Annotated in this window: 8 protein-coding genes and 1 tRNA gene; 4 read left to right on the top strand and 5 right to left on the bottom strand. The window is 42.7% G+C overall.

Going from position 1 to position 12827, the window contains the following annotated elements:
* Positions 1–168 precede the first annotated feature (168 nt).
* Complete coding sequence (locus L3V30_RS08325) at positions 169–1461, top strand: DEAD/DEAH box helicase (RefSeq protein ID WP_005386186.1); 1293 nt, start codon at positions 169–171, stop codon at positions 1459–1461.
* Positions 1462–1526: 65 nt separating this feature from the next.
* On the opposite strand, the gene L3V30_RS08320 is transcribed toward L3V30_RS08325, so the two are convergent.
* From L3V30_RS08320 to L3V30_RS08310, 3 genes are all read right to left on the bottom strand, one after another.
* Complete coding sequence (locus tag L3V30_RS08320) at positions 1527–4520, bottom strand: FapA family protein (RefSeq protein ID WP_237308690.1); 2994 nt, start codon at positions 4518–4520, stop codon at positions 1527–1529.
* Positions 4521–4827: 307 nt separating this feature from the next.
* A complete protein-coding gene (locus L3V30_RS08315) occupies positions 4828–5667 on the bottom strand; it encodes an arginase family protein (RefSeq protein WP_006742009.1) in 840 nt (279 codons plus the stop codon).
* A 6-nt stretch (positions 5668–5673) separates the two neighbouring features.
* Positions 5674–6408, bottom strand: coding sequence for an IclR family transcriptional regulator (locus tag L3V30_RS08310; RefSeq protein ID WP_005391048.1), 735 nt, complete (start codon positions 6406–6408; stop codon positions 5674–5676).
* A 348-nt stretch (positions 6409–6756) separates the two neighbouring features.
* Here L3V30_RS08310 and L3V30_RS08305 point away from each other — a divergent pair, with 348 nt between their 5' ends.
* Positions 6757–8229: an EAL domain-containing protein gene (locus tag L3V30_RS08305; RefSeq protein WP_237284314.1), complete on the top strand. Its 1473-nt coding sequence runs from the start codon at positions 6757–6759 to the stop codon at positions 8227–8229.
* Here L3V30_RS08305 and modF read toward each other — a convergent pair.
* The gene (gene modF / locus L3V30_RS08300; RefSeq protein WP_237308689.1) at positions 8217–9671 is read right to left on the bottom strand and encodes a molybdate ABC transporter ATP-binding protein ModF; all 1455 of its coding nucleotides are present in this window, start codon (positions 9669–9671) and stop codon (positions 8217–8219) included. The two genes, L3V30_RS08305 and modF, sit on opposite strands and share 13 nt — an antisense overlap.
* A 284-nt stretch (positions 9672–9955) precedes the next feature.
* Between modF and L3V30_RS08295 the strand changes: the two genes are divergently transcribed.
* Entirely contained in the window at positions 9956–11506 is a 1551-nt protein-coding gene (locus tag L3V30_RS08295) for a PAS domain-containing methyl-accepting chemotaxis protein (protein WP_237308688.1), read from the top strand.
* Between the two features lie 163 nt (positions 11507–11669).
* Here L3V30_RS08295 and L3V30_RS08290 read toward each other — a convergent pair.
* Positions 11670–11760: transfer RNA gene (locus L3V30_RS08290), tRNA-Ser, on the bottom strand.
* A gap of 328 nt (positions 11761–12088) precedes the next feature.
* Between L3V30_RS08290 and L3V30_RS08285 the strand changes: the two genes are divergently transcribed.
* Positions 12089–12769 (top strand): MaoC family dehydratase, encoded by a 681-nt coding sequence (locus tag L3V30_RS08285; protein WP_005391037.1) that lies wholly within the window; start codon positions 12089–12091, stop codon positions 12767–12769.
* Positions 12770–12827: the final 58 nt, after the last annotated feature.

Genomic DNA, 12827 nt, shown 5'->3' with positions numbered 1-12827 from the left:
CGAACAAATGTTAAACGGAAACGGTGAACTAGCAATCTGTCTGCGTTCGCCGTTTTTGCTTTTGTAGCGTTTCAATGAGAAAAGTGAGATAAATCACTCAAATTCGGGTATAGTGCACGGCTAAATTTTTAAAGCTATTTTTAGTGGTTTGTTTAAGGAATACGCTCAATGTCATTTTCATCTCAAGGTTTTGCGCCAGAAGTGGTTAAAGCACTGGCAGAATGCGGTTATGAAAAGTTAACGCCAATTCAACAGAAGGCGATTCCAATGGCTCGCAAAGGCCATGATATTTTCGCTACAGCACAAACAGGTACTGGTAAAACGGCTGCGTTTTCTCTGCCTATGATTCAGCAGTTGTTAGACAGTAACCGTAGCGCTTCTCGTAAGACTGCTCGTGCACTTATCTTGGCTCCAACTCGCGAGCTTGCTGAACAAATTGCTGACAACATCAAAGCTTATACGAAGTACACCAATCTGTCGGTGGCGGCGATTTTCGGTGGACGTAAAATGTCTTCTCAGGTTGCGGCACTGGAAAATGGTGTTGATATCCTTGTGGCTACACCTGGTCGATTGGAAGAACACATCGAACAAGGTAATGTCTCGGTGGCACACTTAGAGTTTTTGGTGTTTGATGAAGCAGACCGTATCTTGGATATGGGCTTTATTCATGCAGTTCGTAAGATCATGCTGGATGTGGATACAGACCCACAAATCATGATGTTTTCGGCAACGACTTCAAGCCAGCTAAATCTGTTAGCGAAAGACATTCTGCGTAAACCAAAACGTATCGAAGTAGAGCGTGCAAATACTACGGCACAAACAGTTGCTCACGTGCTATATCCAGTTGATCAAGAGCGAAAAACGGAACTGCTTTCAGAGCTAATTGGTCGCAAAAACTGGAAACAAGTGTTGGTATTTGTGAACTATAAAGAGACCGCAAACGAAGTGGTAAAAGAGCTGAAACTTGATGGTATCAAAGCGGTGGTTTGTCATGGTGACCGTGCTCAAAGCGCTCGTCGTCGTGCGCTAGAAGAGTTCAAGTCTGGCAAAGCACGTGTCATGGTGGCTACCGATGTCGCTGCTCGAGGTCTAGATATTGAAGACTTACCTCACGTTGTGAACTATGACATGCCTTTCCTAGCGGAAGATTACGTTCACCGAATTGGCCGTACGGGTCGTGCAGGTAAACAAGGCCATGCCGTTTCATTTGTAAACCGAGATGAAGAGCTCACGGTGGTTCAGGTTGAAAATCTAATCCAGCAACGCATTCGCCGTATTGAGCTTGCAGGCTATGAACCAAAGCAGCGTGAGTCTTACATTGAAAAGCTGCACTCAAAACCAGCATTTAAGAATCGTCAAGGTCGTCGTAATAATCCGAACCAGTCGGCAACAGACCAAGGGTCGGCAGAGCGTCGTCTTGCTATGGTGAAGCGCCTGAAAGCGCGTCGTGGCGCAAAGTAAATTACATCAGTTTGTGATGAAAAGAGCCCCTCAATTGAGGGGCTCTTTTTGTTTGCCGTTTCGCGTTAATTTAGGCCAAGCATATTGGGTTCACCACGATAAATAATGCGATCGTTTCCTCGGTGAATACCAAACGTAATAATGACGGGTGGGTTTTCCTCTTCACTTGTAGAGCTATCCCAGTCGTATTTTAGCCAAGGGATACGATTGCCTGAGCTGTCTAAATCTAGGTGGAATTGTATTTGCTCGCGCGCTGAGTCAATTTGGCTTGCAACGATATCGGTCATTCTGCCAATACTCATCGTTCCAACGCCAGAAAGCAGGGCGTTGTTTGCTGGCGCATGAGACCAAATTGGCGTGCTGAAGTAATATTCACCATTCGCCGTTGTTGAGCTGTCATCGAAGTTAGTCGTAAATCGACCGTTTTGCCAAATTTCCACATCAAGTGGCACTTTGATCACCATGCCTTGGTTGCCACCCACATCTTGAAAGTTCAAACGACCGAATCGAATATCTGGTTGTTGTGTGAGCACTTCGCTATCGTCAAAGAAGTTTACCTCATCAACGGCTTTAGTCGTGACTATACCTATTTTGCTGCTGTCGCTGTCTGTCCCTTTATTAAATGGGCCATCAGGGTATTGTTTATCTGTCGTGTTCTTTTTCCAACATGGGCTATTGTTACAAGTCGCATTGGTCGACGGCTTCTCGATCACAAACGTTCCAACACTCGCGTTACCCAGTAGTTTCCATTCTACCTTCTTAGGCTTAGGCGGCAAAAACCGATCGGAGTATGAGCTTAGCTCGCCTAAGTCGAAATGTTGTTGAAGGTTAGATGAAAAGTGGACGTAGTTCTTCACGTTTTCCTTATTCGCATTGAGTGCGACAACATCGTAAGTGACTTTCTCAAAAGGTTGATTCATGTAAGCAAAAGTTTGGCCATGTGGGTAGTGCCATTCTTGGTCTTGCACTTGAAAATATTTTGGGTAAAAACGACCGATGTAACGATAGCCTTCGTTAACAGTCATACCTAGATATTTACTTTCTAGGTTTGCTTTTACTCTCAAGCTCCCGACTTCTTCCCAATATAATCCATTAAAGACGAATTGATCATTCTTGGCTGAATTATGCGCCTGAGCCAGTGAGTCACTACTTTTTAGCAGTTTCGAGGTTTGGTTCGCTGTCTCTGATGGCGTATGTTGCTCACTCGACAAGACAACCGATGCTGCTGGAGCGTCATCAAGCATAAAATTACGGGTGATAGAGGCATCACAATAACGTGCTGATTCCACAGAGCCACTTACAGAGCCGTCAGTTTGCCAAATGATCGGCTTCACTGTTAGAGAGAAAAGTTCTCCGGCGGCAATAAACCCATCTCCTTGTTCAGAGGTGCCAGAAGGCAAAGCACGTTGGTTGTCACAGATAGCCAGTGTCCATGGTCGCGAGTACACATTAAATGTTCCTTTCACTTCCACTTTGCCTTCTTCTGGGCACTCTTCAAATCCCTCACATTCAAAATGATCGGACAATGTCACTTCAAATATGCCGGACTCGTTCGTGATAAGACCATGTTCAGACAAGCCGTCTTTAAATTCCGCTGAATAGCTAAAGTTTCCTTCACTTCCTCCTAATGGTTGAACCAATGGATGAAAAACCTTAGGAGTACCATTGTAGTTGCTTGCGACTACAGGTTCGCCGGTGGAGGCACAAGCCAGCAATCGCGTATGCACGTTTTCTGGTTTACCTGCAATAACGCGTATTTCATTTAAAGTTGCGCTTTTCGTCTTTGAGTAGGCCTCAAACATAAATGGCGTAAACATAAAGCTAACCGTTTGATGCTTGCTGGTGTCTTTCGCCATAGTGAAAGTCAGTGTGTAGTTAGTATCTAACGCGATCGTATTAATATCGTTTGGGATTACTCGAACAACAAGTTTACCATTATCGTCTGATATAAATTGGTTTGCTCCTAATGCCTGCTTACCTTTGACCATCTCTAACGTGAATAAGTCAGGGTGTGATAGGGCAGCACTGACTTCTGCGCTTACAACTTCTCCATTATTGGTTGTTGTTGCTGTAAATTGCGGAAGATCGTCGCCGCACATCAGTGCCATGTCGTCCGATGGTGTGACGCTTAGGTCGAAGTCGTTCTCTGATGGAGGCGTAATTTTACATTCAGGGATATAAGAAGGAATAGGGCAAGTTGTTGGTGTTTGATTTGCGTAACCACAATTGGGTTCATCAATGCCACAATAGTGGTTGAAATTTGAACTTGATTCTAGGGTGGCTGTCACACTACCGCAAATAGAAGTATTGGAGTTATTAATTGAAAAATGCATTGCCGAAATAGCTTGCTTATTCGCATATATTTTGGTCGTGCCAAAACCTGTATCTACAGTATGTCCCTGAGATGTCAAAGAACCAAAAACTGTCGTATTATTAAGATTTATCCCCGATAGAGCATTAATGTTGCCCACAACTATTGGTGTATTAGAAAGCGACGATTCCAGTTGATTAATTTCTACTTTTGTTCCTTTTGATTTGATATCACCGCAGAACATACCAGATTCGATGTACACGTCACTTTGAGCAATGATGTTGCCATTAAGGACGTTGTGCTCTCCGTGAAACTCGACAGAACGGCCATTTCCACCAACACCATTGGTTTCTATATCTCCTTCGATTTCACTATCAGTTATTTTTATAGAACCTAAAGCAGAGACATTACCTAGTACGTAGCTATTACCATTAATTTTTAACCAAATTCCTTTAGCTTTGATGTTTATGGGGCTTTCCTTTGAGCCTATGACATTCTGCCCACGGAGTGTTATGGAACCATGAGCGGTTAAAGACGATGAGCTTTGACTACTATTTATAATTTGATCGCCTTTCGGGAGAACAATATTTGTAGTGCAATCGTAAGTAGAACCCGTTACATGAATGGTTCCGTTTTTACAAAAGGCAACATTAGTGTTTGACTTGATATCTGCTAAGTCATAGGTGGTGGCGTGTGAGGCTAGCGGTAAAACAAGAACCGCAGTGAAAATACTGCAAAGACGCATCATCAAATGTCCTAAAAAAGTGGAACAAGATGGCATCAAGCGAGCGTGAGCAAATGCTCACAGAAGTTGAAATGTCGGCGGTGTTTTTGGTTTTTAATCCGCTTACTTATTGAACTTTGGCTATTTTTATTTCGTATGTCATACCAAAGCTTAGTGGCGTTATTAGAACGTAAGTATGAGATTAGTTCAATAGCTAAGTGTGACATGAGTCGCTTTATTCATGTAACTATTTGTTGGTAAAGGATAATAATTAACCATGTTGATTCAGAATCAGTAGCTTGAGCGTCCTGATTCTGAACCGAACTTAATCCTAGGCTGCGTGAACAATGAGTGGGGCCATTTGATATAACTCTTCTAGTATGGCTTTCGTTTGTCTCGAATAGACCAGACGATCGCGATCGCCTACGAGTTGAATGGCTCTGACTTTACCTGCAACCAGACATTGCCTAATGGTGCGTAGAACCATTTGGATATCAATTTCTGAGGTACCATCAAGGCTGTTTTTGGTTTTTAGGGAGCCAAGGTCGATACTGAGGATTATTTGGTCGCAATGGTCGAGGTAATTGCCGATTAACTGCTTTACATTATTGCGATGACGAAAAGAGAACTCTTTATCGGTTACCCAGTCACAACCTTGATCCTCCGCGTATTCCCACGTTTCTTGCTTTGTATCTTGTTCGCTAACACCAGCAAAAAATAATCGCACGTTTTGATAGCGAGAAAGCGCAAAATGGAATGCCGAGCCTAAACGTGGTTCAAGTGTTGGCTTCAAGTTCATGTCATGTCCAATATTTACCACACCCACTTCGTCTCGATAGGACCCGACCACAGGTAACATGGACAAGATTGCCTCGGTACAGTTAGTTACTAAAACAGGAATGGAGTGGCGAGAAAGCGAAAGGCTTAACGCTTCCTGAAACTCGCCATTTTCCAGCTTGTCGTGGTTGAAGTGACCAAAGTTTTCAGCAGTTTCATGATCATGCTGTTGGTATAGCCAATCACTAGCATTTTCCAAACTTTGATCAGCTAATTCAAACGCGCCCTTAGACATGGGTGGCAAATACTCACACACTGTCATAAAAGAAAAAGGGTAATGCTGCGGCTGTTTCACGGTGTGGTGGAGTTTATAGCGTTTGAAAAAGCTTAACATGATGAATTACCTTTCTGGTGGTAGTGCCCTTGCCGCTTGCAACACATGCAAAATAATGCGCTGCTTATCCTTTTCGACTCGGTGGGCCGGAGCCATCACCGAGACCGCGCCGATCAGTTTGCTTCCTTTCATCACTGGTGCACTGATGCCAGAAACACCCGGGTCAATTTCTGAAGTACTGACGGCATATCCGTGTTTACGGATGGTTGTGAGCTCTTGTTCCCATTCGTCTCGTCGGTGATCTTGATTAAAGTATCTCAAGATTTTCTCGCATCGACTTTGAGGCATAAAAGCGAGCATCACTTTAGATGAGGCACCACGTAGCAGAGGTTGACTTTGACCCTGGACGAAGCTGCAACGTAGCGCCTGCATACTTTCTTTTTGTCTGACACAAAGCGCGCGATACCCTGCAGGTACCATATAAGCGGCCATTTCCCCTGTTTGTTGTACCAACCGAGCCAGTATGGTTTCGACCATATCTAACCCATGCTGTGCGGTCTCATAGCTATGCATGAGCAGCAATGCTGCCGGGCCAACGACAAATGTCTTGTCGTGTACGCTTTCTTCAATCAAGTTCCACTCTTTGAGCAGCTTCAAGTGTCGGTAGAGACTGCTCAAAGGAACGTTCAATTGCTCGCTTAGCGTTTTCGCAGAGACTGGGAATGGACTAACTGCAACTTGCATTAACAACTGCAGTGCTTTTTCGTTTACCTGATTCGCATTAGCTTTGTTTGTCGTCATGAGAGTGTTGTAACGTGTTATATGAATTACGACAAATATAATTCTTAATCACTGAGAAAAGAAAAATAATTTTAATGGGTAATTCTCGCAGGGTGAGAATTTGATGACTTAGGGCTTACCTTGGTACCGATGGGCTCAAAAGTGATGTCGTATTGACGTCTCAGGTTTGAGTCGTTTGATGCTAAATTGGAACAAGAGGGATTAAGGTATTGTTTAGTTTGCGGTATTACTAAGTGTTTCGCATACTGAGTTAATCTAAATAAATAATATTATAAACGAGAGTTGCTAGTGGGTATCAGAATCCAGATACCATCTCAGTAAATCGGTTTTATAAAAGGTTACTTTTATATGCTGAATAAGGCGCTTTTTAAAAAAGCCATCATTTTTTTGTTGCCCATTCCTTTGATTGTTGGCGAAGTCTTGTATTTAGCTCGTGAAAGCGTGCAAAACAACCTCAACCATCTATTAGAAAAAAACGTTCAAATCGCAGACGAAATTTTATTCCAAATAGAGACCGAAAACCGCACGGCTTTGTTGCATCCTAGACGATGTGAAGAGCTTCAGCAAAACTTGATGTTTGAACGAGATATCGAAGAAATGCTGATTGTAAAAGATGGGATCATTACGTGTTCTTCTAAACTGGGCGTAATTTCTAAGCCGTTAGCCGAGCACATTACATTTCCTGAGGGACAAGCGTTAGCACTGGGAAACGTGGATAGCGTATATGACCAATTTTTGCTCGTCGTGACCGAAGGAGAGCAAGGTTATCAAGCGGTGACGATTATTGATCATGACTACTTTAATGCGAAGATAGGATTTAATAACGATTTACGTTTAAAACGCTCTGCCTTATTTATCCATGACCAAGTTGCACCTGAAGAAGCGTTGAGAACGGGAAGTAATCCTATTGGCATCAAATCGTCGCAAATGTTTGAGTATGAAGCTTTGAGTGAAGCTAGCGATCTGTTCGTCAAACAGAGAACACTTTCCTATTTTTTGTATTCAATTCCAATCATTTTTGTTATCTATCTTTGCTTATATGCGTTAAATAAATTTATCGATCCTCATCGAAGCTTGGTCCTGGATTTAAAGAAAGCCATAAAGAAAGGCGAGTTGACTCTGTATTACCAGCCCCAGATTAACGTCGATACTGGTCAACTATTTGGTTTTGAAGCCCTAGTGCGATGGGAACATCAGAATAAAGGGTTCATTTCTCCTGATGAGTTTGTGCCAGCGGCGGAGCAAAGTGGATTGGTCTTTTTGCTCACGGATTACGTTCTCGATAAAGCGGCAGAAGACTTTAGTAAATTAGACTTTAATCAGTCTGTTCACCTTGGTATTAATGTGCCGCCCGGTTACTTAGTTGGGCCAAACGCGATTAGAAAGATTCAACTCATTGATAGGAAGTTAAGTCGAAATAACGTCTCATTAGGCATAGAGATAACAGAACGTCAACTCATTGATGCTGAAGCCAGAAAGTGTATCGCAGCGCTGCGAGTACATGGCATTGATGTGTTAATCGACGATTTTGGTACCGGTCAAACCTCGCTGGCGTTTCTGCAGCACATGCGTATTGATTACCTAAAAATCGATAAATGTTTTGTCGAAACTATTGGTATACCTAGCCTTAGTGCTTCCGTTTTAAAAGCTATTGTTCACTTTGCGGAAGAGCTAAAAGTACAACTCATCGCTGAAGGTGTAGAAACAACGGCGCAAGCCGACCATTTGAAAAAGATGGGAGTGCGATATCATCAAGGATATTTTTACTCCAAGCCTTTACCTTATGATCAACTTGCTCAGCGAAGTCATTATGATTGGTAAACGTTAGCCCGATAACATTGGTCATTGTCATCAAAAACAAACTCTAGCTCATTCTTGATGCTATCCAAGCGGTCTTCTTGGTAATGAGATACATACAATAGCTGGCTTAAATTCTCTCGGGCGATGAGCTCAAGTGTATTCTTAACTAAACGCCTACCAAGAAAATCTAACCCTTGATATGGCTCGTCCAAAATCAGTAATGTTGGTTGTTTAACGATGGCTCTTGCAATCAACAACAGGCGCTGCTGACCGTACTCTAATTGCTTGAATGAGGTTTTTCGGTATTGGCTCATGTGTAGGATGTCGAGCCATTCGTTTGCGATGTCCACTTCTTTACGAGTGGGTTGGTTATACAACCCTATGGAGTCGTAAAAACCGGACAAAATCACGTCTAGCGCACTGCAGTTAACGCGGTATTGAAGGTGTAACGCTGAAGATACCATACCTATGTGCTGCTTAATTTCCCAGATTGTCTCGCCAGACCCTCGCTTTTTACCAAAGATATCAATGTCATTGCTGTAGCACTGAGGATGATCACCAAAGATTAACCCAAGCAAGGTGCTCTTCCCACAGCCATTTGGGCCTTTGACCTGCCAATGCTGACCTTTGTCTATTCGCCAGTTTAAGTCAGTAAAGATCTTCTTATCAGTGTATTCAACAGACCCATTTGTTAGTTTAAATATTGGGTTGTCGAAGTGTGTCGAGTGCTGATGCTGACGTATCAAGTTCATCATTTCTTCACTCTGTTGCTCGGACTGAGATTTAAGTTGTCCAATGATTGGATGATTATCCCAACTGGATTTATCCATTGTACTGTCCAGTTTTCCTGCACTGAAAAGCGCAACGCGATCAATCCACTCAGGCATATCAGACTCGCGAGAGAAGGTGACCAGTAGCTGTACGGTTTGAGAAAGCGAGTGTAAATAGTGAGCGAGAGCTGCTCGATGGCCAATATCTAAACCAGTAAATGGGTTATCTAGCAGTAACAAATCAGGCTGTGTTGCTAAAGCGCGAGCTAACATCACTCGTCTTGTTTCCCCTGTAGAGAGAACACGAAAGCCACTGTGTTTAAGGTGAGTTAGGTCGAGATCGGTAATCAGTTGATCTATTAAATTAGCGTCTTGGCTGCGCTCCTGAATGAGTGAGTAAACGGTACTGCCTTGATCGATACGATCAAGAAAGTCTGTATCGTCCTTTTCTAATTCTCTTTCCAGTAATCGCTGTTGCTCTGATAATGACACTTGAGCAACGGACAGCCCATCAAGCTCAAGTTTTCCGCTTATTGGTAAAAGCTCACCACAAATAAGGTCTCCAAGTAGAGAACCAATATCCCCATCCGCGCTGAATATTCCCCAAGATTGCTGAGTATCTATTTTCCAATCGTCAATAAATAGGTGAGCCGTGTTCCCTTGAGCAGCAAGTTGACTAAAACGAATAGTCATATGTTTGTCTTCCTTGTTTTCGTTGTAATCGTTTATTTATAACAATTTACGAACTCAGTAAGGAAGCGCTTTTGTGTATTAATTTTAATCAATGCAGCATCTTGTGAGCACTCAAGGGTAGTGCTATTTGAGAGTGAAACAGCCACTACGCTTGCAGGTAATAAATTGACCTATCAGTAATTTCATTGAATTTTACAATGCGCTTATCATTATGCGCATAAATGTTATGCTGCTACACTCATACTTGCCGTTTATTTAATTAATCAATGTAAGGACACATGTTTATGAGTGAAACGGAATATGATTACCCTTCGAGTTACAGCCTAGTTTCTATCACCGATACGTCCAGCTATATCAAATATGCCAGTGAAAACTTTAATGAAGTCGCGGGGTTTGGTGATGGTGAACTTATCGGTAAGCCTCACAATGTTGTACGCCACCCCGACATGCCGAAACAGGCTTTTAAAGATTTATGGACGCACCTAAAAGCCGGAAAACACTGGATGGGAATGGTGAAAAACCGACGTAAAAACGGAGGGTATTATTGGGTTGATGCGTTTGCTTCTCCTATCAAATCCAATGGTGAAGTTGTTGAGTACCAATCGGTTCGATTTAAACCTGAGCGTATACACGTTCAACGAGCGGAAAAAGCGTATTCAAAACTTCGGAATAACGGTAAACCATTGCAAATGTATCTTCCCCGTACGCGTTTGTGGATGAGAGCAGCCTTCTTTCTTTTCATTTCCAACCTTCTTGGCTTGCTAACTCTACAAATGAACCAATCACCAGCGGTGGCCTTTGGCATTGCTGCATTACTTTCCGTTTTCTCAATTTATGTATTAACAAGGCCAGTTGAGAAGCTTGCTAGACAGGCTAGGCAAGACTTCAACAATCCGCTAATGGAGTATATTTATTGCGGAAAAATTAACGATCTGGCTGAAATTGAGCTGGGTATGAAGATGCGTAAGCAATTTGCAGATGCGCTATTAGGGCGAGTCGGGGTGTCTGTAAAAGACTCTTGCGAAGAAACGCGTGCAAGTGCCAACAGTGCTGCGACTAATAGCCAGCAAGTGACGGAAAACTTGAGTGCACAGAAAGTAGAGATCGACTCGGTCGCTACAGCGGTCAACGAGATGCAAGCCTCATCATCTGAGATATCAAATAATGCTCAAGCGACGGCCGATGCTACGCTAGAAGCGCAGAACACGATGACAGATAGCCGTAGCGTTATCGATAATGTTAACCACTCGGTACTAGAGCTGGTGGATGAGCTCGGCGAAATCTCTAAAGTGGTCATGCGTTTGAACCAACAAACCGAGCAAATAGGAACCGTTGTTGAAGTGATCAATGATATTGCTGAACAAACCAACTTATTAGCGTTGAATGCAGCAATTGAAGCGGCGAGGGCAGGCGAGCAAGGGAGAGGGTTTGCAGTCGTTGCGGATGAAGTGAGAACCCTTGCTAAAAGAACACAGGAATCGACAACAGAAATTAAAGCGGCCATTGAAGGAATTCAAAAGGGCAGTAAATCAGCGGTTTCTGCGCTAGAGAAAGGCAATGAAATGTCGACCGGAACGGTAACATTATTAGGCACGGCTTTAGAGAGCATCCAACAGCTGCAATCTCTCGTTCAGGATGTAGTCGAGCGAAATCAACAAATTGCGGTAGCGATAGAAGAACAGGTTTACGTAACGGATGAGATTAACGAAAACATCCAGTCGCTTAACTTAAAGTACAGTGAATCGTATGATCTGATGACAGAAACAAATCAGATGAACTCTAAAGTGCAAAGTTGTACCAATGACCTATCTGAAATGATTAAGAAGTTTGCTTAAACACTAGAAAATAGAAATAAAGAGCCCGCTAATTTTTAGCGGGCTCTTTATTCGAATGTGGTGAAGTTCTGGGGCCGTATACGACTAGGGGTTCGAACCTCCGTCATTTTACAAGCGCTAAAACGACGGAAAGCTCGCAATAAATGCGAGCTTTCTAAATAAGTGGCGGAGAGATAGGGATTTGAACCCTAGATACGCTATTAACGTATGCCGGTTTTCAAGACCGGTGCTTTCAACCACTCAGCCATCTCTCCGTTTCGGACGTATAATAGGGAGCATAGTCCGACTTGTAAAGTGCTGAATTATAATAGAAGTACTGTTTGCTCGTTTTATAGTCGCTGATGTAATGTTAAACAGTTTGAAAATGGGGTAAAAAAGAGACAAATAGTAGCAATTTATAGAGTTTTTACTTTATCTTGGCGCAAGTCAATAAAATGGTGTTTTATTGTTATCTTTATGATATTTAAGAAATAACTTGCTTTTAGGGTACAGGTGTTCGCCCGAAAGTATTTGCAAGACTTTGTGAACTAATTCAAAATTAACTGGTATAGCCAGTTGTGCTTAAATTTTTTAAGGGTGTTTATGAAGGTCACAAATCTATTTAAAGACAAAGTTGATGCGATTTCTGCTCATCAATCCGAGTTTATGAATTGGATGTCTCCAACGTTACGCGATTATTGGAGTGACTTTTTGGGAAAAGCTCAGAATAGCTTTCTTTTCTCAAAAGTTCGTGATCACCAACAGCCAGCTGTTAACGAAGAGGTTGCGCCTCAACCTGCACCAATCGTAATGGCACCTGAGGCTCAAAAGCTGTATGACGAGTTAAGTGAAAAAATTGGTGAAGTGATTCACACTGGTGACTGGGTGCATGTATCTCAAGAACGTATCAATCAATTTGGTGCGGTAACGGAAGACATGCAGTGGATTCACACAGATCCAGAACGCGCGTCAGTTGAATCTCCATTTAAGACAACCATCGCTCATGGCTTTTTAACATTAGCATTGTTGCCTAAATTGACTGACTCAGTGGACCCTGATAAGCCAATGTTCCCAACAGCCAAAATGGTCGTTAACTTAGGCTTAAACCAAGTTCGTTTCCCTTACCCTGTTAAAGCAGGAAACAACGTTCGTGCTGTCAGCACGTTAACAAAAGTAACGCCGATCAAAAAAGGTTTGGAGATCGAGCGTGAAATTAAAGTGGAAATCGAAGGTATTCGTCGACCTGGTGCTGTTGTCGTTTCTGTTATTCAACTGCATTTCTAATTCCAGAGCCAGATAGAAAACATATGAAAAGAGAGCATCAATATGCTCTCTTTTTGGT

The organism is Vibrio sp. A1-1, assembly GCF_021728175.1.
GTDB classification, from domain to species: domain Bacteria; phylum Pseudomonadota; class Gammaproteobacteria; order Enterobacterales; family Vibrionaceae; genus Vibrio; species Vibrio diabolicus.
This window is presented reverse-complemented; position numbering and strand designations above follow the sequence as displayed.